This window comes from Roseixanthobacter finlandensis (assembly GCF_043195105.2).
Taxonomy (GTDB): Bacteria; Pseudomonadota; Alphaproteobacteria; order Rhizobiales; family Xanthobacteraceae; genus NCEH01.
Genome location: NZ_CM195536.1, coordinates 618693 through 638417, shown reverse-complemented (window position 1 = coordinate 638417; position 19725 = coordinate 618693). Strand labels below are relative to the sequence as shown.

Genomic DNA, 19725 nt, shown 5'->3' with positions numbered 1-19725 from the left:
GGACGCACTAACTTGACTTAACGTAAGCAGGGTTCGGCCTGTTCCGAAGTCAAGCTATCCTTGCAGGCTCTCACGGCCGACAGGTGCCGTATAAATTTGACCACCACATTTGACGCACGGCAATACCCAATATCGACGTACAAACGAAAACGCCCGGCAAAAGCCGGGCGGTTCCTTAGTGATTACGATTGACGATCGGCGGATCAGCTCAGACCTCTTCGTCGAGGTCCGCGGCGGCTTCTTCGGCTTCGGCCTCGGCCAGCGTCGCATCGCGTTCGGCAGCGGCTTCGGCTTCGGCCTCTTCATCTTCGTCGCGGCGGGTGCGCAGGTCCTCGCCGCGCGCCACGCGCTCGGCTTCCTCGAGGCTGCGGGCGACATTGGCGGTCACGGAAACCTCGACCTCGGGGTGCAGGCGCACGGGAATCGTGTGCATGCCGATGGTCTTGATGGGGTGATTCAGCTCGATCTGCTGGCGATCGACGGTGAATCCGGCCTTCACCAGGGCCTCGGCGAGGTCGCGGGTGGAGACCGAACCGTAGAGCTGGCCGCCCTCGCCCGCCTGGCGCAGGATCACCACGCTCTGGCCGTTCAGCTTCTCGGCCACGCCCTCGGCTTCCTTGCGCAGCTCCAGGTTACGGGTTTCCAGCTGAACCTTCATCTGGTCGAACTTGGCCTTGTTCGCCTTGGTGGCGCGCAGGGCCTTGTTGTTGGGCAGCAGGAAGTTGCGGCCGTAACCGTCACGCACCTTCACCACTTCGCCCATCTGGCCAAGCTTGGCGACGCGCTCCAAAAGAATGACTTCCATTTTATGTCTCCTGTTTCGATGTTTCGGGGGTCGGGGAATTTCTGTCAGCGGTCGTTGGCGGCCGGCGGTCGCCCGCCGGGAGCCGATCGCGCCCGCAGATCAAACATGGCGTCCACCACGCCAAGCAGAGCCACCACCAGCACCGGCCAGCCCAATGCGAGGGTGCCGAGCCAAACCGCGGTAAGGATGAGAATCCGCGAGCCGCGGCCGCGGGTGAGGAAATGCAGCACCGCAAAGCCGGCCACCGCATAGGCCGTCACCAGCGTCGCCGCGACCACGGAGGCTGACAGGCCCACCATGCCCGGCACCACGGAGGCGGCGATGATCAGCGCAAGCACCAGCGAGGTGGAGGCCGGCAGACGGGTCGCCGCCAGATCGGGCCAGGGGCGCGCGAGCCGGCCCGACACCAGCGCCGCCCGCCCGGCGAGATACAGGCAGCAGAGCTGGGTGACCATGGCGAGCGCGCCCGCCATGGGCGGCAGGATGCTGGCGACCAGTTCGCCCATGCGCGCGGTTTCCGCGCTCGCCGGGCCGGTCTGCCCCTGCACTTGGACGAAGGTTTCGAATGCTGCCGCCACCGCCGTGCGGTAGGTCTCGAAATCGCCCGCTACGGACAGCACGGCGGTGATGACGCTGAAGCTGGAGAGCGCGGCACAGGTCAGCACCAGCCCACCGATGGAGAACCAGATCAGCTTGGTGGGATTGCCCGCATCGCTACGCGCCATTAGCGCGCCATAGGACAGCGCCCAGGCCGGACCGCCGATGCCGACGAGATAGGCGATCAGGAAAGAGGAGTTGAAATAAAGTCCGAGGACAATGCTCGCGACGGCCACGCCTGCGAGCGCGGACACATGCGAGAAGGCAAGCCCCGCGATCATGATGGGCAAGGGCGCCAGATAGAAGAACGGCACGGCCCAGATGCCCCCGGTCGCGATGCCCGCGACGAGAAGCGCCGACGCCGCTCCGGCGGCGAGGCCGATCATCAGAAACTGTGCCATCAGCGCGCTGTCCCGCAGAAGCGGTTAGAGGCAGGTCATCGCCTGCCCCAGCCAAACCCGGAGGCCGCAGCCCCGGGACTCATCTTGAAATAAAAGGCGCCCGCCCTTTCGAGCGGGCGCCCGGAACGATCAGCGGATCACGAACGGCAGCAGGCCAAGGAAGCGCGAACGCTTGATGGCGGCCGACAGCTCGCGCTGCTTCTTGGCCGACACCGCGGTGATGCGGCTCGGCACGATCTTGCCGCGCTCGGAAATGTAGCGCTGCAGGAGACGCACGTCCTTGTAGTCGATCTTCGGCGCGTTGGGGCCAGAGAACGGGCAGGTCTTGCGACGACGGAAGAACGGACGGCGCTGACCGCCGCCGGCGCCACCAGCTTGAGCGAATGCCATCAGATCGCCTCCTCACCAGCGGTTTCTTCACGGTCGCGCGGACGGCGCGGACGGTCCTCCCGGTCACGGCCGCCGAAGCCGCCGCCACCACCGAAGCCGCGGTCGCCGCCGAAGCCACGCTCGCCACGATCACGATCGTCGCGGTCGCGCTTCTGAAGCATGGCCGAGGGGCCTTCCTCGTGCTCTTCGACGCGCAGCGTGAGGAAGCGCAGGACGTCCTCGTCGATGCGCATCTGGCGCTCCATCTCCTGAACCGCCGCCGCCGTGGCGTCGATGTTCATGAGGGTGAAGTGCGCCTTGCGGTTCTTGTTGATGCGATAGGTGAGCGTCTTCACGCCCCAGGCTTCGGTCTTGGTGACCTGACCGCCGTTCGCTTCGATCACGCCCTTGAATCGGGCGGCGAGTTCCTCGACCTGTTGCGCCGTAACGTCTTGGCGCGCGAGGAACACATGCTCATAGAGCGCCATGTGTCCTAATGCCTTTCCTGTTGCTCCATCGCCCGGCGCCAAGCCCTTTCGAACCTTTGGAAAGGCTCGTTTGCTCGGAAGGCGGGGACACGGGACGACGGACCGAAAAGCCCTGCCTTCCGGCGTTTCAACTCGCGCTGAAGCAACAGATGGCCGTCCGTTCAGCCCCCGGCCGGGGCAACGGAAGCGGTGCGTATAGCAGATTTTCCGCTGAAGGCAAGGATCGGACAGGAATCCAACCATGGAGACGGACGCCACAAGCACGATCGCGGCGCGACATGGGAGAGGCGCGGAGGCCGCTCCCGCCGCCCAGCTTGACTCCCTTTGCATCCCGGTGTCTCTGCCCTCCCCAAAATTAAGCGGAGGGATACCCCTTGACCACAGCCTTTATTTTTCCCGGCCAGGGCAGCCAAGCCGTCGGCATGGGCAAGGCGCTCGCGGAGAATTTCGCGGTCGCGAAGGCCGTGTTCGACCAGGTGGACGATGCGCTCGGCGAAGCCCTCTCCCGCACCATGTGGGACGGCCCGATCGAGGAGCTCACCCTCACCGCCAATGCCCAGCCCGCCCTGATGGCGGTGTCGCTTGCCGCCATGCGGGTGCTGGAGGCGGAAGCCGGCCTTGATCTTGCGCGCGATGCTTCCTTCGTCGCCGGCCATTCACTGGGCGAATATTCCGCGCTTGCCGCAGCGGGCGCGCTCTCCATCGCCGAGGCGGCGCGCCTGCTGCGCATTCGCGGGCGCGCCATGCAGGACGCCGTGCCGGTGGGCCAGGGCGCCATGGCGGCGATTCTCGGGCTCGATTTCGCGCAGGCCCGCGCGGTCGCCGAGGAAGCCGCCTGCGCCGATGTCTGCGAAGCCGCCAACGACAATGCCAACGGCCAGGTGGTGCTATCCGGCTCCACGGCAGCGGTCGAGCGGGCCATGGAGATCGCCAAGGCGAAGGGCGCCTCCCGTGCGATCCTGCTGCCGGTGTCCGCCCCCTTCCATTGCCGTCTCATGCAGCCGGCGGCCGACGCCATGCAGGCCGCGCTTGCCGCGAGCGCGGTGAAGGCGCCGATGGTGCCTGTCGTGTCCAACGTGCGGGCCGCCCCCGTCAGCGACCCGGCGGAAATCATCGCCTTGCTGGTACAGCAGGTCACGGGCACGGTACGCTGGCGCGAAAGCGTGCTGTTCATGGCCGGCGCGGGCGTCACGGCGACGGTCGAGGTGGGAGCCGGCAAAGTCCTGTCCGGCCTGTCGCGTCGCATTGCCAAGGAAATCTCCGTGTCCGCCGTCGGCACGCCGGAAGATGTGGCGGCCTTCATCGCCGCCCGCCAGACACCGGCCGCCTGAGCCGCGCCTTTCTCCCCTTCTTTCCTGTCAGGAGCCTCCATGTTCGATCTCACCGGCAAGACCGCCCTCGTCACCGGCGCCACGGGCGGCATTGGCGGCGCCATCGCCAAGGCGCTCCACGCCCAGGGCGCGACCGTCGCGATTTCCGGCACCCGCCGCGAGGTGCTGGACACCTTCGCCGCCGAACTGGGAGAGCGGGTGCATGTGCTGCCGTGCAATCTCGGCATCACGGAAGAGGTTGAGAAGCTGATTCCCGACGCCGAGGCGGCGCTCGGCCAGCTCGACATCCTCGTGAACAATGCCGGCATCACCCGCGACAATATCTTCATGCGCTTGAAGGACGACGACTGGGACCAGGTGATCGCGGTGAACCTCACTTCCACCTTCCGCCTGTCGCGTGCGGCGGTGCGCTCCATGATGCGGCGCCGTTCGGGCCGGATCATTTCCATCACCTCGGTGGTGGGCGTGACCGGAAACGCCGGCCAGGGCAATTATGCCGCAGCGAAGGCGGGCATGATCGGCATGTCCAAGTCGCTGGCGCAGGAAGTGGCGAGTCGTGGCGTGACGGTGAATTGCGTCGCCCCCGGCTTCATCGCCACCGCCATGACCGACGTGCTGAACGAAAAGCAGCGCGAGGGCATTCTCAAGGCGGTGCCGGCGGCCCGTCTCGGTTCGCCGGAAGACATCGCCAGCGCGTGCGTTTACCTAGCTTCGGACGAAGCCGGCTATGTGACTGGCCAGACGCTGCACGTGAATGGCGGCATGGCGATGATCTGAAGACCCGTGCGGGATCGGACTGGCGCAGCGGGCTTTGCTGGCATAGGCGCAGGAAGTATGATACCGACCCGCACCGTCCTGTCCCGGCCTTGGAAATACAGCTCCGGACCGGGGTAAACGCTGAGTTCCGGTGCGTCTTTTGTATGCGAGACCCGCCGGGATTGAGCATGGGGGCTGGGCACGGCGGAAGAAAGGCATTATGCCCTCTCACAGCCGCCGTCTGGCATAGAGATAATTTTCAGATAATGAGGGTGCATCGATGAGTGACATCGCCGAGCGGGTGAAGAAGATCGTCGCGGAGCATCTGGGCGTGGAGCCCGAGAAGGTCACGGAAAACGCCAGCTTCATCGACGACCTCGGCGCCGACAGCCTCGACACCGTCGAGCTCGTCATGGCCTTCGAGGAAGCTTTCAACACCGAGATCCCGGACGACGCGGCTGAGACCATCCTGACGGTCGGCGACGCGATCAAGTTCCTGGAGAAGAACGCGGCCTGAACCGTGTCAGCGACGGCGACGGTCGCATCCGTCATGGGTCAGTCCCGGATGGCGGCCGTCGCATTTCTAGTTCCGGAGTTCCCCTCATGAGACGTGTTGTCGTCACCGGCCTCGGCATGGTGACGCCGCTCGGCTGCGGCGTCGAGCCAAGCTGGCGGCGACTGATTGCGGGCCAGAGCGGCGCAAAGTTCGTCGAACGCTTCGACGTATCGGACCTCGCCTGCAAGATCGCGTGCATGATCCCCCGTGGGGACGGCACCGACGGCACCTACAATCCTGACGATTGGATGGAGCCAAAGGAGCAGCGCAAGGTCGACGAATTCATCATCTTCGCCATGGCCGCGGCCAAGCAGGCGCTGGATGATGCCGACTGGCATCCGACCGCTTATGAGGACCAGATCGCAAGCGGCGTGTTGATCGGCTCCGGCATCGGCGGCATCGAGGGCATTTCCGAAGCCGCCCACATTCTGAAGGAGCGCGGCCCGCGCCGCATCTCGCCCTTCTTCATTCCCGGGCGCCTGATCAACCTCGCCGGCGGCTACGTCTCCATCGCCCACGGGCTGAAGGGGCCGAACCATGCCGTCGTCACCGCCTGCTCCACCGGCGCCCACGCCATCGGCGACGCCGGACGGCTGATCGCGCTCGGCGATGCCGACGTGATGGTGGCCGGTGGCACCGAATCGACGGTGAACCGCCTCTCGCTGGCCGGCTTCGCCGCCTGCAAGGCGCTCTGCACCAGCTTCAACGACGCGCCGGAAAAGGGCTCGCGCCCCTATGACCGCGACCGCGACGGCTTCGTCATGGGCGAAGGCGCCGGCATCGTCGTGCTGGAGGAGTACGAGCACGCCAAGGCGCGCGGCGCGAAGATCTATGCCGAACTCATCGGCTATGGCCTGTCCGGCGACGCCTATCACATCACCGCCCCCTCGCCCGACGGCGACGGCGCCTTCCGCTGCATGACCGCCGCCCTGAAGCGCGCGGGCATCCCCGCCTCAGAACTCGATTACATCAACGCCCATGGCACCTCGACCATGGCGGACGAAATCGAACTCGGCGCGGTGCAGCGGCTGCTGGGCAATGCGGCGGCGAAGACCTCCATGTCCTCCACCAAATCGTCCATCGGGCACCTACTCGGCGCGGCGGGCGCGGTGGAAGCCATCTTCTCCGTGCTCGCCATCCGCGACCAGATCGCCCCGGCGACGCTGAACCTCGACAATCCCTCGGTCGATACCCCCATTGACCTTGTGCCGCACACGGCACGGCCGCGGGAAATCAACACGGTCCTGTCCAATTCCTTTGGATTCGGCGGTACAAACGCCTCGGTGGTGTTCCGCCGCGCCGAGGCTTGAGCACGCGAATTTTGCGGCCCGTTCACCTTGCGGGCCGCGAATGCCGCCGGTTGCCGGCGGCGATACGCCTTATCGCCATATTTGACGTTAGCCTGCGCGCCATTGGCCTTCGCCGCGTGATAGGTATCATGCACCTCTTCGCATGAACTTGCGCGGGCTGGCTTTCCGGCCCGGGCCGTGCGGTGCGCGGAGTTCCTTGGGCGCAGCGAACGCGATGGGAGACCCCTGAATGGCGACGTCCGAGCCTCCGGCGCACGAAGGCCACCCCAGCCACGGCACCCGCCAGGAGCCTGTGCTGGGCACGCCGAAAGTTGCGGCCGGAGAGAACCGCGCCGCGCCGGTGGTCAGCCCTGCCTCGCCGAGCGGTGCAGCACCGGCACCGGAGCCGAGGATCGACTTCGATTCTGCGGCGAGCTCAGGGCCTGCCGCCCCAGATGTGAAGGCGCCAGACGGACGCATGATCGAAGATACCCCGATTTCCGCAACGGCAACTCCCGTGGCGAGCGATCCCACGCAATCCGCAACCGAGACCACGGAATCACCGAAAACAAAGCCCGCGAAGCCGCCGCGCGAGAGCCGTGGCCAAGCGAAAGCGCGCAAGCGCGCCGAACGCCTCGCCCGTGACCCGCGCGCCGCAGCTAAGGCGGCCGAGAAGAAGCGCCCATCCCATGGAGCCCGCCACCCGGCGGTGGTGATCGGCAGCGCGATTTTCACAATTCTTCTGTTTCTGACCGTCGGCGGCGGACTGGTGGCCTGGTACGGGCAATTGAAATATGCTGCGCCCGGTCCGCTCCCGGCGGAGAAGAACGTCTTCATTCCCCGTGGCCAGGGCTCGCGCGACATCGCCGATCTGCTGGAGCGCCAGGGCGTGATCGACAATTGGCTGCTGTTCATGGTGGCGCAGCAACTGGCCCATCGCGGCCAGCCGCTTCAGGCCGGCGAATATATCTTCAAGCCCCGCGTGTCCCTGGAAAAGGTGCTCGACGCGCTCGCCGATGGGCGCGTGATCCAGCATCAGATCACCATTCCCGAGGGCCTGACCACCCAGCAGATCGTCGCCCGCCTGATGGACAGCGACCTGCTCACCGGGACGCCGCGCATGCCGCTGGAAGGCACTTTGCTGCCGGAGACCTACAATATCGTGCGCGGGACCAGCCGCGACGAGGTGCTCAAGCGCATGGCGAGCGACCAGCAGAAGCTGGTGCGTGACCTCTGGGCCAAGCGCGCCCCCGATCTGCCGCTGAAGACACCGCAGGAAATGGTGGTGCTCGCCTCGATCGTGGAGAAGGAAACCGGCAAGCCCGACGAGCGGCCGAAGGTTGCGGCGGTTTTCATCAACCGCCTCGCCCGCAAGATGCGGCTGCAGTCCGATCCCACCATCATCTACGGCATCGCCGGCGGCAAGGGCGTGCTGGGCCGGCCGATCTCGCGCGCCGACATCACCAATCCGACTCCCTACAACACCTATGCCATCGACGGCCTGCCCCCCGGCCCGATCGGCAATCCGGGGCGCGATTCGCTGGCTGCGGTGGCCAATCCGGCCAAGACCAAGGATCTTTATTTCGTCGCCGACGGCACCGGCGGCCATGTCTTCTCCGAGACATTGGAGCAGCACAATCGCAACGTCGCCCGCTGGCGCGAGATCGAGGCGGAAGCCCGCACCAAGGCGCAAAGCGGCGTTCCCACCTCCAACACAGGTGTCGGCACCGGCGATTCGGCGCCCGCCGCGCCGCGCGCTCCTTCCAACTGAACGGGCCGGCAGATGCCGGCCTTGCGAGGGTTTTGATGTCACCTGCGGGTTCCGCCCCTTCCGCGCGCTCGGCCCTGGCCAGCATGACCGGCTTTGCCCGCACACAGGGCGTCACGGCGGGCTGGCGCTGGGCCTGGGAAATGCGCTCGGTGAATGCCAAGGGGCTCGACCTGCGCCTGCGCGTTCCCGCCGGATTCGAAGCCCTTGATGCGGCCGCCCGCGCCGCCGCCTCCCGCGCCCTGGCGCGCGGATCAGTATCCGGCACCCTGACCCTCGCCCGCGAGGGGGAGAGCGTCGCCGTGGCCGTCAACCAACCGGCGCTCGAAGCGCTGATCGTCGCTGCTCGCGCGGCTGCCGAGCGCTATGCCATCGCGCCGCCGACACTCGATTCCCTGCTGGCGGTAAAGGGCATTGTCGAAGTGGTCGAAGCCGAGCTCACGACGCAGGACCTTGAGGCGGTCTCCGCCGCCGCCCTCGCCGGCTTCGAGGCGGCGCTTGATGCGCTGATCGCCATGCGTCATGTCGAGGGGGCAGCGCTCAAAACCGTATTGCTGGAACGGCTCGACGCCATTGCGGCCCTGGTTGCCCAGGCCGAAGCCCGGCCCGAACGCGGCACCGAGGCGATCAAGGCGCGCCTTCGTGATCAGGTGCGCGCGCTGCTGGAGACCGGCACGCCGCTCGACGCCGAGCGCCTGCACCAGGAAGCCGCCCTGCTCGCCACCAAGGCCGACATCCGCGAGGAGCTGGACCGCCTCGCCGCCCATCTCACCGCGGCGCGGGACTTGCTCGTCCAGGGCGGGCCGGTGGGGCGTCGGCTGGATTTCCTGTCCCAGGAGTTCAACCGGGAGAGCAATACGCTCTGCTCCAAGTCCAATGCGGTTGCCCTCACCCAGATCGGGCTTGACCTGAAGCTGCTTGTGGATCAGTTCCGCGAGCAGATCGCGAACATCGAGTGAGGCCGACCCGACCATGGACGCTGCGAGCGCCCCTTCCGCCCTGCCGCACGGCCGCACGGGACTTGCCCGACGGGGCCTGATGCTGGTGCTTTCCTCGCCATCCGGCGCCGGAAAGACAACGCTCTCGCGGCTGTTGCTGGCGCAGGACAGCCGCATCACCATGTCGGTCTCCCTCACCACCCGAAAGCCGCGTCCCGGCGAGGTGGAGGGCATCGACTATTATTTCACCGACGAGGACGGCTTCCGGCACATGCGCGACACCGGCGCGCTGCTGGAACATGCCACCGTATTCGGCAATCTCTACGGCACGCCCAGGAAACCCGTTGAGGACGCCCTTGCCCATGGGCGCGACGTGCTGTTCGACATCGACTGGCAGGGCACCCAGCAGCTCGAGGAGAGCGAGGCCGCCAAGCGCGACCTCGTGAAGGTCTTCATCCTGCCACCCTCCGTCGCCGCGCTGGAGGAGCGCTTGCGCGGCCGCGGGCAGGACAGTGACGAAGTGGTTCACGAGCGCATGGCAAAGGCCGCAGCCGAGATCAGCCACTACAGCGAATATGACTATATCCTCATCAATGAGGATGTGGAGGCCTGCCTGGCCAAGCTCAAGGCGATCCTTCAGGCCGAGCGGCTGCGGCGCCAGCGTCTGACCGGCCTTTCGCATTTCGTGAGCACCTTGATCGGCGGCCTCTGAGATCGGCGGCCCCGAACGCGCCTGCCCCTGAGCGCGCCTCACGCCGGCTGGCGCATCTTTTCCCAGCAATTGGCGAGGCGCACGAACCCGGCGACGTCGATTTCCTCGGCCCTCTGGGTTTCTCCCACCTCGGCGGCGGCAAGCAGGGCCAGGGCATCGACACCCAAGGACTTCAGACTCTGGCGCAGCATCTTGCGGCGCTGGCCGAAGGCGGCCTCCGTTACCTTCTCCAGCACGGCGAGGCGGCACGGCAAGGGCTCGGCGCGCGGCACCAGATGCACCACGGAGGAGATCACCTTGGGCGGCGGCACAAAGGCGGAGGGAGCGACATCGAACAGGATGCGGGCCTCGGTCCGCCAGCCCGCCAACACCGCAAGACGCCCATAGGCTTTTGAGCCCGGCTCGGCGACGATGCGTTCGGCGACCTCGCGCTGGAACATCAAGGTGAGCGAGGAGAACCAGGGCGGCCACGGGTCGGAGGACAGCCAGCCCACCAGCAGGACGGTCGCGATATTATAGGGCAGATTTGCCACCACCCGCGCCGGCTCGCCGCCGAACAATGGGGCAGCTTCCACCTTCAGCGCGTCGCCCTCGATCACCTGGAGCCGACCGGGATAGGCTTCGGCGACTTCCGCGAGCGCCTCGATGCAGCGATGATCGCGCTCCACCGCCACCACATTGGCGCCAAGCGCCAGCAGCGCCCGCGTGAGGCCGCCGGGACCGGGCCCGACCTCCAGCACGTTCGCCCCGTCCAAGGCGCCTGACCCCCGCGCGATGCGCGAGGTGAGGTTGAGATCCAGAAGAAAATTCTGTCCCAGCGATTTTTGCGCCGAAAGCCCGTGACGGCGGATGACGTCGCGTAGGGGTGGCAGTGCGTCGATGGCGCTCATGCCGCGCGGCCCGGTTCGGTCAGGCGCCAAGCCAGGCGCAAGGCCGCCTGCAGGCTCGTGGGATTGGCCCGGCCCGTGCCCGCGAGATCGAAGGCGGTGCCGTGGTCCGGCGAGGTGCGCACGAACGGCAGGCCGAGCGTGACATTCACCCCATCATGGAACGCGAGCGTCTTGGCCGGAATCAGCACCTGATCGTGATACATGCCGATCACGACATCATATCCGGTGCGCGCCTCTTCATGAAACAGCGTGTCGGCAGGGCGCGGCCCGCTTGCATCTATCCCTTCCGACCGCAAGGCGGCAATGGCGGGGCGGACCACATCCTCGTCCTCGCGGCCGAGCGTACCGTCCTCCCCGGCATGGGGATTGAGCCCGGCAAAGGCGAGGCGCGGCGCGGCAACACCGAAGCGCGTGCGCATGTCGCGATCGACGATCCGCCCGGTCTGAACCAGAAGGTCGTGCGTCACATGCGCCGGCACCTGGGCAAGGGGAATATGGATAGTGGCCGGCACCACCGCGAGCAGGGGCGACCAGATCATCATGACCGGATGCGGGATCGTACCGTCGGGCGCCGCGCAACGGGCCGCGAGGTATTCGGTGTGGCCGGGAAAGGGGAAGCCGGCGGCATAGACCACCGATTTCGCCAGCGGCGCCGTCACCAGCGCGCGGGCGGCTCCGGACATCACGAGGTCCACCGCCCGGTCCAGGCTCTGCACCACCGCCGCGGCGCTGGTGGCATCGGGCATGCCGGGATTGGCCGTGGCGCGCGGGCCGGCGGCCACCACGGGAAGCGCGGCATCAAAGGCACCGATGGCGTCCTGGGGCTCGACGGCGCAAATCGGCACGCGCAAACCGAGCCGGCGGGCGCGGTCCTCGAGCAAGGCGGGATCGCCGACCGCGAAGAAGGGCGGGCAGCCGTTTTGGGCCCGCAGGGTCCAGGCGGCGAGGGTCAGGTCCGGCCCGATACCGGCGGGCTCACCAATGGTGAGCGCGAGCGCCGTAGGCATCAGCGATAGACGATCAGGGCGCTCTTGCGCAGCTCGGTCAGGAGCCGCTTGGATTCCGCCTGGAATTGCGCCGTTGCCAGCTGGTCCTTCACATCGCGCTTATTGGCCGCCTCGCCGCGCACCTCGCGCTTGGCGCAGACGGCGAACACTTCGACCCCGGACTGCGTGACCTCGGCGGGGGCCAGCCGGCCCACTTCGGTCTTGTCGAGCAATTGGCGCAACTGCGCCGGCATCTCGGACGACAGGCGCAGGACCGGCGAGCGGACCACAGTCTCCTTCATGGCCTTGACCATCGCAAGGCCGCTGTCGCACCCGTTGAAGCGCGCGCGGAGCGAATTCGCCTCGGCAAGCCGCGCCGCATAGGCATTGCTGCCACGGGCCACCACCAGCACGATCGGCGTCAATGTATATTCGGTGGCGACCATCGAGGCATGGCCACTCTGATTGATGGCGGCGAGAACATCCTGATCGCGCACCGTCACGCTGGGCGAGCGGGCGCGCACATATTGCTGCCAGATATTGTCGGCGCGCAGCTTTTGCTTGAAGGCGCTCGGCTCGATGCCGCCCTGCTTCAGCCCGTCCGCCAATTGCTGGGGCGAGCGCCCGGAGCGTGAGGCGACGTTGGCGAACAGATCATCGATCTCTTTTTTATCCAGGTCGATGCCCAGCTTCGCCCCCTGGGAAATCTTGAGGCGATCATCGATCACTTCTTCGAGTGCTTCCTTCGCGCTCACGTTCTTGCGCTCCAGCAGCGTGTGCATGCGCTGCCGCTGGCCGACGTCGAAGCTGGTGATGGGCGCGCCATTCACCATTGCGAGTATCTGTTGCGCGCTGGCCCCCCCGCTGGAGAGGGCTGCAACGGCAAGGCTGAGAAGGAACAGGAAGCGGCGGCAGGACTGCATCGATCAACCCGGATTGGCTCGGCGAGGGGGCGGGAGACGAAGGCCTCCCTGCGCGCTTAACCCGCGCCCTTCGGCTTGTAAATGCTTGTTGCCGCCTCCTGTGGCGGCAATGGGGCCGCGCGCACCGCAAGGCCGCGCGCGAACCTCACTGAGTCGAGCTGCTGCCGATCGCCGACCGGACCTTGGTTTCACCCAGGGTGCGCAGCCCGATGGTGAGCATCACTGTGTTGTTCGGCCCATTATTCGGTCCGTTGATCGAATAATCGGAGAGATAGGTCAGCGCCAGGGTGAAGCAGTCGTCCGCATAGGTGATGGCCGCCGTGGTCATGTCGATGCTCGCCTGGGCGATGTTGTAGCGGATGCCGCCGCTGACCGACCACACGTCCGTCAGCTTGTAGCTGGCGGTCGTCAAGACGCCCTCTCGTTCCTGGTAATAGCCGAGCAGGGGCTGGGGTTCATAGCGACCATAGGTTGCGGACACCGACAGGCGGTCGATGCTGGTCCGCCCCTCAAGTTCCAGCCGCTGCAACGTGTAATTTGCCTCATCGAAGCGGAAGCGGGAGATGAACTCCAGATTGTTGGTCGGCGAATAGCTGAAGCGGGCGACATAGTCCGACGTGCTCGTCTCCAGACCCGATTCCAGGCCGGTGTTCGCCATGTCGCCATAGGCGAAGGAGTTCTTGCCGAACAGGCTATAGGACTGGCCCACCACCGCTGAGACGACCCCCGCGCCGTTGAGCGCAGCGGTATAGGTGACGCCCACGTTGAGGCGGCTGCCGCCCTCGACCCGGTCCCAGCCGGAATATTTGCTGACCGAGAACAGATTGGCATCGTCGAACACGAGGCTCTGCGCATCCTCGTTGGGGAATTTGCCGATGCTGGTCTCGTTGGGACGGATGATCAGCTGGGCGCGCGGCTCGATGGTCTGGGTGCCCCAATTCTCCACCGAGATGAACGGATAGCGGTAATCAAGGCCGATCACCGGCATGGCGCGGATCAGGTCGTCATTGCCGGACTGCAGCACGTTCTGCCCCGCCAGCGTGGGCCCATCGGTGTAGCTGGAGGGCAATGCGCTGATATTGGCGTGCGCCACGTCCACGCGGGCGCTGGCAAACGGCGTCCACATCTGGCCGGCGGCGTCGGTCAGCGTCTTCTTCCAGTAGAATTCGCCGCTGAGGCGCTGATAATCGCCCGGCGCGCCGCGCAGCAGGCACTGGGTCGGATTGGGATTGCTCAGCAGGCAAGAGCCGGGCGGAATTCCGGTTGCGCCGCCGACCCAGGAGGTGGCCGCAGAGGTACCGACAAAGTCGGCCTCGTTGCGCGACACGGAATTGAAATTCACCTTCACGCCCGCTTCGCCGCCGAAGATCGGATTGCCGAAGACGTAATTGTAATTGAACGTTCCGACCACCGGGATGAGATCCTGGTTGTCGGTCACGGACAGGCCGAGGAAATACATTCCCCGCACGTCGAAGAAGCTGCGATCGCCCTGGCCGGTCAAATAGGCCTGCGAGATTTTCTCCGTTTCGGCGGCGCCGATCAGGCCATAGTCACGCAGGAAGGTGCGGTCGGACGTCAAGGTACCGTCCCAACCCCATTGCCACTGGCTGTTGATGACGAAATTGCCCGAACTCTGCACCATGCCGCGATTTTCGCGGTAGCCCGGCAGGCCGGCAAACTGCTCGATATCCTGCTGCTGGATGCCGGCGGCGCGGATGTTGTACGAGCCGTCGATCAGCCGCTGGCGCCACTCTCCCTTGGCCAGCAGGCCCTGTTTGGAGAAGTAGAGCGGATCGAAGGTCAGATCGCGGTCGGGCGCGATGTTCCAGAAGAACGGCACGCCGGCACCGATGCCAAGCATGCTGTTATTGTAGAACTCCGGCATCAGGAAGCCGGTCTTGCGTTTCACCGTGGGGTCGGGCGAGGAAAAGTAAGGGAAATAGGCGAACGGCAGCCCGAAGAACTCGAGCGTGGCGTCCTTGTAATAGATCATCTGCTCGTTCTGATTGTGAACGATGCGGGCCGCCTTGATCTGCCAGAGAACCGGCTTTTCCGGATGGTCCTTGCAGGGTTCGCAGGCGGTATAGACGCCATTCTGGAACACCGTGATGTTGCCGTCCGTGCGATCGGCGCGGGTTGCCGCGAAATGGGTCTTGTCCGGGGTGTCCACGCGCAGCGAATCCAGGAACCCGTCGCGGAAATCCTCGGTCAGCTGCATGGTGTTGGCGGTCAGAACCTTGCCGTCGGGCTGCTTCAGCAGCACGTCGCCCTCGGCGCGCAGCGTGTTCGCCTTGCGGTCGAAGGTCACGCGCTTCGCCTCCAGGGTGGAGCCGTCGTAATAAATCTGGACGTTGCCGACCGCCGAGATCTTGTCGTTCTCGTAGTCGTAGACCAGCTCGTCGGCGGTCACGAGCATCTTCTTGTTGGGGTCCGCCTTGGGCAGCTTGGTGTTGGCGAAGCTCGCCGTCTGCGCCGCTGCCGTGCCGGGTTGCAGCACAGCAAAGCCGATCGCAGCGCACAGAAGGCCGACGGCAAAAGCCCAGCCGCTCCCGCTGCGGCGCGAGGCGCGCCGGCCGGTTGCAGCTCCATGGCCTTCGGCGGGGGGAAACCCGACCGTCATCCGTCCTCCCGGTGCAACAATACGAGAATCCCCAGGAATATCCCCGCCACCGCTGGAAACCATGCAGCAGCAACGGGATGCACCACGCCCGCCTCGCCTAAATCCTCGGCGAGCTTGGTTCCCAGATAAAGCAGAAAGCCCGCCACGACGCCACCGAGAATCGTCTGACCGACCCCCCCGAAGCGAAACACGCGCAGGCCGACCACCGCGGCGATAAGTACCATGGCCACGAGCAAAAATGGCCGTGCCAAAAGGCTTTGAAGCTGAAGCCGGTAGCGGCTTGCGCCGAAGCCCTGCTGCTCCGCACTCTCGATCGCCGCCGGAAGTTGCCAAAAAGACACGGTATCCGGCGAGATCAGGCTCTCCTGGACCTGCGAGGGGTCCAGATTCGTCGCAACAAGGTAAACGGAATAGGTCTCCTGCTCGAACCCCGGAACCAGCACCCGGACGTCCTGCAAACGCCAGAAACCGTCCTCCAATACCGCGGAACGGGCTTCGATGCGCTGCACCAGACGGTCCTTGCGATCGAACTCGAACATGGTCACGCCCACCAGTTCGCGCCCACCCTGCTGGGAAGAGCCGGCCTGGATGATGGCCTGCCCGTCGACGCTCTGCTGGCGCACCCAGAACCCCGCCTTGCCCTGCGCCATCAGGCCGGCGGTGGTATTGAAAATTTCCCCCTCCATCCGATTCGCCCGCTCCTTGAATTCCGCGGAGATGGGATTGAACAGGGTGGTGGAGACAACGCCGATCAGAAAGGCAACGAAGACTGCCGGAAAAATGAACTGCCACGCCGAAAGCCCGATCGCTCTTGCAACTACCAGCTCAAGCTTGCGCGATAGCGTCACGAAGGTGGCGATGGCGCCGAACAGCACCGCGAACGGCAACAATTGCTCGGTAAAGGCCGGCGTCCGGTAGATCGTCAGCAGACCCACGACCAGCGAGGTCACCTCGTCGCGATCCGCCGTGCGGCGGGTCATCTCGAGGAAATCCACCAGCATGATCAGCGCGACGCAGGAAAAAAAGATCATCGCCACGGAGGCAAAGAAGCGCCGCGCGAAATAGAAGCCGAGGGTTTTTCCGATCATGGCTCAGGTCGCCGAGAGCCGGGAAACGCGCAGCGCGATCGCGTCGATGATGCGGGTTATGAAGCCGGGCACAGCGATCCTCACCCGTCCGTCGAGGGCGAGCGCGCACAGCAGGATCGAGGTGATCGGCAGCAGATAGGCGATGGGCACGGCCGCCTGTGAGGTGCGCAATTGGCCGGTCACGACGAAGTTCGCGATCTGGAGCGCCACCATGATGGGAATGATCGCCGCGAGTGCCAGCGCGCGCCCCTGGCGGGTGGTGCGCGGACGGGCCAGCGCGGCGGCCGCCACTGCGAAAAAAGCAAAGGGATAAAGCCCGGACGACAGGCGCTTGTGGATCTCCTCGCGGAACCGCCCCCCCTGCCCCAGGATGCGGTAGACGTCGTTCGCGGGCGGATTCAGCACATATGCAAACGACCGCTCGTTCGGACGAATATCCACCGCCTGCGAGCCCGGCGCGAGTTCAGACAATCCAAACGCGTAGCGCTGGAATGCCACAACCGATCCGTTGCTGGTCGAGCCGGAGGTCCGCCGGTGAATGGAGCCGTCTTCGAGCACCAGGAAAATACCGTTGGGAGTTTCGACGATCTGCCCACGATCCGCGAGATATGTGGAGATTTCCTTTTCGCGGGCGTCATTGATGAAAACGCCGTGCATCACGCCATTGGCGGAGCGTTCACGCACATGGAACACGAGACCCTGTGCCAGGTTCACAAACCGGCCCGGCTGCGCCACGAACGACACAACGTCCGCGCGAACCCGCGACACTTGATCGCGAAACATGCGCAGGCTCGCCGGCACCAGGTCGATCGAAAGCGCGGCGCAGAAAAGCGAAACCAGGGTGGCGAGGAGAATCATGGAGCGCAGCACGCGCCAATGGCTCATGCCGGCCGCAGCCATCACCACGATTTCGGAATCGCCGTTCAGCTTCAGCAAGGTGTAAGCGGTGGCGATGAACAAAGCGGCCGGCGCGATCACCAGGATCAGGGTCGGCACAGACAGGGAGGTGATCGCGAAGAAGGCCAGGATGGTCTGGCCTTGGCTGGTCACGAGGTCCAACTGGCGCAGCGCCTGGGTGGACCAGATCATGGCCGTCAGAACGATGGTCACGCCCAAGAAGGCGACCGCCGCGGTCTGGAAAATGTAACGATCGAGACGGCCCATACATCCTCGTCAGACGCGTGATCGCCGCCCCGTCACGCTTCACCTTGGAACCGCTCCTGGATAGCGGCTTCCACGCTGCGGTGCAAATGCGGCAGGCGGGCGGCGTTGGGGTGACCTCAATCGGCCATGGTCAAGTTAATGCGCGCCAAGCACGGCGGCACAGACGGAGGGTAAATCCGCCAGAAGCAAAGGCGGGGTCGGCTTCGGCGGAACCTTCGGGGGCTTGGGATGCAAGACCTCGTCGGTGAACCACCATGCAAGGTCCGCGCCGCACCCGTCCCCTTGGGGCGGCGCTTCCTGGGGGCGGCAATCGGGACTGTCGGCCGGGCAGCTCAAGCGCACGTGCATGTGATAATCGTGCCCCCAATAGGGACGCACCTTGGTCATCCAGGCCCGGTCGCCGCGTGCATCGCGGCAGAGCGCCTTCTTGATCGCGGCATTCACGAAAATGCGTTCGACGCGCGGATCGAGCGCGGCGGCACGGATGACCGCGATATGGTCCGGCGTCCACACCTTGGGATCCACATCCAGCCGATCGGGGCGCACCACCAGGGTGGCCGAGAGGCTTTCGCGCTCCGCGCGCGTCAGCTCGTGTCCCGGGCTCGGCGTCAGCCAGATGTCCGCGTCGAGACCGACCTGGTGGGAGGCGTGGCCCGTGCGCATGGGGCCGCCGCGCGGCTGCGCCATGTCGCCCACGAGGATGCCGCGCCAGTTCGAGACCTGCGGCACGACGGCCGCGAAACGCTCAAGAAAATCAATGAGATCGGGATGCCCCCAATTGCGGTTGCGCGACAGCCGCATCACCTGCCACGTCGCCCCCGTGACCGGCAGGGCCGCACCGCCGGCAAGGCAACCCTTGGAATAGAAGCCCACCGCCCTGGCCGCGAGCGGCGCGGGACCGCTGGCCGCACCGAACAGCTCGCGCGCCGGTATTGCGGCCGCACCGCCCGGCGGTAGGCTCTGGGCTCGCACCGGCTTCGGCACGACCAGCGCCGCGACGACAAAGAGGGCGGCCGAAAGACCCGCCAGTCGCAGCGCGCTGATCGGGGGGCGGCGCGCCCTCATACCGTGCCCTTGCGGGTGAGGATGACAAAATCCTTGTCGGTGCGCGTTCCCGGATGGGCCGGCAGATCGGTGACCAGCAAGGTGGCGCCGGGGCTCAACATGGCACTCAGATCGCGGTTGATCGCGGGGTCCACCACGATACGCGAGAGCGTCGCCTGGGCAAGGCCGGGCTGCGCGCCATTGCCTTCATAGCTCACCGCCATCCAGCGCGGGGTGCGCCCGACACCGTCGGCGGCCAGCAGATAGACCACGTTGCCGAGCGGCTTCGTGGGGTCCTGGATGGTGATCGCCCCTTCCAGCACGCTCGCGCCGCCGCGCAGCACGATCAGCTTGCGGTCGGCGCCACTGGCGACCAGCGACACCGGATCGCCGGCCGCCGCCACCAGGGTCGGCTTGGCGTCCGCATCGAACATCTTGTCCACATCGGCCGGCAGGATCAGGCCGGGATCGAGCACATCCGCCGGCCCGCTATGGCTGTCGGCGATGATCACCGGGGTCCCCACCTGGGTGATGGAAAACAGCAGCTTGGCGAAGGACAGCGGCAGGTGCACGCAGCCGTGCGAGGACGGGTAGCCCGGCAGCCCGCCCGCATGGAGCGCCACGCCCGACCAGGTGAGCCGCTCCGAATAGGGCATGGCGGCATCGTTATAGACCGAGGAATGGTGGTCCACGTCCTTGTTGAGGATGGTGAAGACCCCGGTCGGCGTGTCATGGCCCTCGCGCCCGGTCGAAACCGTGGAGATGCCGATGCGCACGCCGTTGCGATAGACAAAGCAGCGCTGCTCCGGCAGCGATACCACGATCGCCACAAGCCCGTCAGGCGCGCGTTCGGGATACCAGATATAGGTCCCCGGCTTCAGATCGCGGATCGCGACCTCGTCGGCATCATCGGCCGCCCTGACCGTGAACAGGGGCGTGGACACAATGCCCACGCCCACGCCGCAGAGGGCGCGCAAAGCCGCCCTTCGACTGATGATCA

19 protein-coding genes are annotated in these 19725 nt (G+C 65.9%); 7 read left to right on the top strand and 12 right to left on the bottom strand.

Features of this window, described 5'->3' with window-relative positions; translation table 11 throughout:
* Positions 1–208 precede the first annotated feature (208 nt).
* The 4 genes from rplI to rpsF all read right to left on the bottom strand — a co-directional run bounded on the left by rplI (position 209) and on the right by rpsF (position 2660).
* Positions 209–805: a 50S ribosomal protein L9 gene (gene rplI / locus V5G24_RS03050; RefSeq protein WP_394079424.1), complete on the bottom strand. Its 597-nt coding sequence runs from the start codon at positions 803–805 to the stop codon at positions 209–211.
* Between the two features lie 44 nt (positions 806–849).
* On the bottom strand, positions 850–1803 hold the full coding sequence (locus V5G24_RS03045; protein ID WP_394079422.1) for a DUF2232 domain-containing protein: 954 nt from the start codon (positions 1801–1803) through the stop codon (positions 850–852).
* 129 nt (positions 1804–1932) lie between these two features.
* Positions 1933–2193 (bottom strand): 30S ribosomal protein S18, encoded by a 261-nt coding sequence (gene rpsR, locus V5G24_RS03040; protein ID WP_348844281.1) that lies wholly within the window; start codon positions 2191–2193, stop codon positions 1933–1935.
* Positions 2193–2660 (bottom strand): 30S ribosomal protein S6, encoded by a 468-nt coding sequence (gene rpsF / locus V5G24_RS03035; protein ID WP_394080341.1) that lies wholly within the window; start codon positions 2658–2660, stop codon positions 2193–2195. Before rpsF ends, rpsR begins: the two co-directional genes overlap by 1 nt.
* A 374-nt stretch (positions 2661–3034) precedes the next feature.
* On the opposite strand from rpsF, the gene fabD reads away from it, so the two are divergent.
* From fabD to gmk, 7 genes are all read left to right on the top strand, one after another.
* Positions 3035–3991, top strand: coding sequence for an ACP S-malonyltransferase (gene fabD, locus V5G24_RS03030; RefSeq protein WP_394079420.1), 957 nt, complete (start codon positions 3035–3037; stop codon positions 3989–3991).
* Between the two features lie 39 nt (positions 3992–4030).
* Positions 4031–4768: a 3-oxoacyl-[acyl-carrier-protein] reductase gene (gene fabG, locus V5G24_RS03025; protein ID WP_394079418.1), complete on the top strand. Its 738-nt coding sequence runs from the start codon at positions 4031–4033 to the stop codon at positions 4766–4768.
* Between the two features lie 259 nt (positions 4769–5027).
* Complete coding sequence (locus V5G24_RS03020) at positions 5028–5264, top strand: acyl carrier protein (RefSeq protein ID WP_029003376.1); 237 nt, start codon at positions 5028–5030, stop codon at positions 5262–5264.
* Between the two features lie 86 nt (positions 5265–5350).
* Complete coding sequence (gene fabF, locus V5G24_RS03015; protein ID WP_394079416.1) at positions 5351–6613, top strand: beta-ketoacyl-ACP synthase II; 1263 nt, start codon at positions 5351–5353, stop codon at positions 6611–6613.
* 457 nt (positions 6614–7070) lie between these two features.
* Complete coding sequence (gene mltG, locus V5G24_RS03010; RefSeq protein ID WP_394079414.1) at positions 7071–8363, top strand: endolytic transglycosylase MltG; 1293 nt, start codon at positions 7071–7073, stop codon at positions 8361–8363.
* Between the two features lie 35 nt (positions 8364–8398).
* On the top strand, positions 8399–9319 hold the full coding sequence (locus tag V5G24_RS03005; RefSeq protein ID WP_394079412.1) for a YicC/YloC family endoribonuclease: 921 nt from the start codon (positions 8399–8401) through the stop codon (positions 9317–9319).
* A gap of 13 nt (positions 9320–9332) precedes the next feature.
* Positions 9333–10010, top strand: coding sequence for a guanylate kinase (gene gmk / locus V5G24_RS03000; protein ID WP_394079410.1), 678 nt, complete (start codon positions 9333–9335; stop codon positions 10008–10010).
* Positions 10011–10048: 38 nt separating this feature from the next.
* On the opposite strand, the gene rsmA is transcribed toward gmk, so the two are convergent.
* From rsmA to V5G24_RS02960, 8 genes are all read right to left on the bottom strand, one after another.
* Positions 10049–10900 (bottom strand): 16S rRNA (adenine(1518)-N(6)/adenine(1519)-N(6))-dimethyltransferase RsmA, encoded by an 852-nt coding sequence (gene rsmA / locus V5G24_RS02995; RefSeq protein ID WP_394079408.1) that lies wholly within the window; start codon positions 10898–10900, stop codon positions 10049–10051.
* On the bottom strand, positions 10897–11907 hold the full coding sequence (gene pdxA, locus V5G24_RS02990) for a 4-hydroxythreonine-4-phosphate dehydrogenase PdxA (protein WP_394079406.1): 1011 nt from the start codon (positions 11905–11907) through the stop codon (positions 10897–10899). The genes rsmA and pdxA overlap by 4 nt, the downstream gene beginning before the upstream one ends.
* The gene (locus V5G24_RS02985) at positions 11907–12809 is read right to left on the bottom strand and encodes a peptidylprolyl isomerase (RefSeq protein ID WP_394079405.1); all 903 of its coding nucleotides are present in this window, start codon (positions 12807–12809) and stop codon (positions 11907–11909) included. The genes pdxA and V5G24_RS02985 overlap by 1 nt, the downstream gene beginning before the upstream one ends.
* A gap of 145 nt (positions 12810–12954) precedes the next feature.
* A complete protein-coding gene (locus V5G24_RS02980; RefSeq protein WP_394079403.1) occupies positions 12955–15429 on the bottom strand; it encodes an LPS-assembly protein LptD in 2475 nt (824 codons plus the stop codon).
* On the bottom strand, positions 15426–16517 hold the full coding sequence (gene lptG, locus V5G24_RS02975) for an LPS export ABC transporter permease LptG (RefSeq protein ID WP_394079401.1): 1092 nt from the start codon (positions 16515–16517) through the stop codon (positions 15426–15428). The genes V5G24_RS02980 and lptG overlap by 4 nt, the downstream gene beginning before the upstream one ends.
* A gap of 3 nt (positions 16518–16520) precedes the next feature.
* The gene (lptF, locus tag V5G24_RS02970; protein WP_394079399.1) at positions 16521–17681 is read right to left on the bottom strand and encodes an LPS export ABC transporter permease LptF; all 1161 of its coding nucleotides are present in this window, start codon (positions 17679–17681) and stop codon (positions 16521–16523) included.
* Positions 17682–17816: 135 nt separating this feature from the next.
* The gene (mepA, locus tag V5G24_RS02965) at positions 17817–18746 is read right to left on the bottom strand and encodes a penicillin-insensitive murein endopeptidase (RefSeq protein ID WP_394079397.1); all 930 of its coding nucleotides are present in this window, start codon (positions 18744–18746) and stop codon (positions 17817–17819) included.
* Positions 18743–19702, bottom strand: coding sequence for a L,D-transpeptidase (locus tag V5G24_RS02960; protein ID WP_394079395.1), 960 nt, complete (start codon positions 19700–19702; stop codon positions 18743–18745). The genes mepA and V5G24_RS02960 overlap by 4 nt, the downstream gene beginning before the upstream one ends.
* Positions 19703–19725 lie beyond the last annotated feature (23 nt).

What these genes read in the sequence shown, in the direction of transcription:
- rpsR (WP_348844281.1), bottom strand. Translation starts at nt 2,193, where the DNA reads ATGGCATTCGCTCAAGCTGGTGGCGCCGGCGGCGGTCAGCGCCGTCCG.
- V5G24_RS03005 (WP_394079412.1), top strand. Translation starts at nt 8,399, where the DNA reads ATGTCACCTGCGGGTTCCGCCCCTTCCGCGCGCTCGGCCCTGGCCAGC.
- gmk (WP_394079410.1), top strand. Translation starts at nt 9,333, where the DNA reads ATGGACGCTGCGAGCGCCCCTTCCGCCCTGCCGCACGGCCGCACGGGA.
- rsmA (WP_394079408.1), bottom strand. Translation starts at nt 10,900, where the DNA reads ATGAGCGCCATCGACGCACTGCCACCCCTACGCGACGTCATCCGCCGT.
- rplI (WP_394079424.1), bottom strand. Translation starts at nt 805, where the DNA reads ATGGAAGTCATTCTTTTGGAGCGCGTCGCCAAGCTTGGCCAGATGGGC.
- V5G24_RS02980 (WP_394079403.1), bottom strand. Translation starts at nt 15,429, where the DNA reads ATGACGGTCGGGTTTCCCCCCGCCGAAGGCCATGGAGCTGCAACCGGC.
- V5G24_RS03020 (WP_029003376.1), top strand. Translation starts at nt 5,028, where the DNA reads ATGAGTGACATCGCCGAGCGGGTGAAGAAGATCGTCGCGGAGCATCTG.
- pdxA (WP_394079406.1), bottom strand. Translation starts at nt 11,907, where the DNA reads ATGCCTACGGCGCTCGCGCTCACCATTGGTGAGCCCGCCGGTATCGGG.
- lptG (WP_394079401.1), bottom strand. Translation starts at nt 16,517, where the DNA reads ATGATCGGAAAAACCCTCGGCTTCTATTTCGCGCGGCGCTTCTTTGCC.
- fabG (WP_394079418.1), top strand. Translation starts at nt 4,031, where the DNA reads ATGTTCGATCTCACCGGCAAGACCGCCCTCGTCACCGGCGCCACGGGC.
- V5G24_RS03045 (WP_394079422.1), bottom strand. Translation starts at nt 1,803, where the DNA reads ATGGCACAGTTTCTGATGATCGGCCTCGCCGCCGGAGCGGCGTCGGCG.
- mepA (WP_394079397.1), bottom strand. Translation starts at nt 18,746, where the DNA reads ATGAGGGCGCGCCGCCCCCCGATCAGCGCGCTGCGACTGGCGGGTCTT.
- fabF (WP_394079416.1), top strand. Translation starts at nt 5,351, where the DNA reads ATGAGACGTGTTGTCGTCACCGGCCTCGGCATGGTGACGCCGCTCGGC.
- lptF (WP_394079399.1), bottom strand. Translation starts at nt 17,681, where the DNA reads ATGGGCCGTCTCGATCGTTACATTTTCCAGACCGCGGCGGTCGCCTTC.
- mltG (WP_394079414.1), top strand. Translation starts at nt 7,071, where the DNA reads ATGATCGAAGATACCCCGATTTCCGCAACGGCAACTCCCGTGGCGAGC.
- rpsF (WP_394080341.1), bottom strand. Translation starts at nt 2,660, where the DNA reads ATGGCGCTCTATGAGCATGTGTTCCTCGCGCGCCAAGACGTTACGGCG.
- V5G24_RS02985 (WP_394079405.1), bottom strand. Translation starts at nt 12,809, where the DNA reads ATGCAGTCCTGCCGCCGCTTCCTGTTCCTTCTCAGCCTTGCCGTTGCA.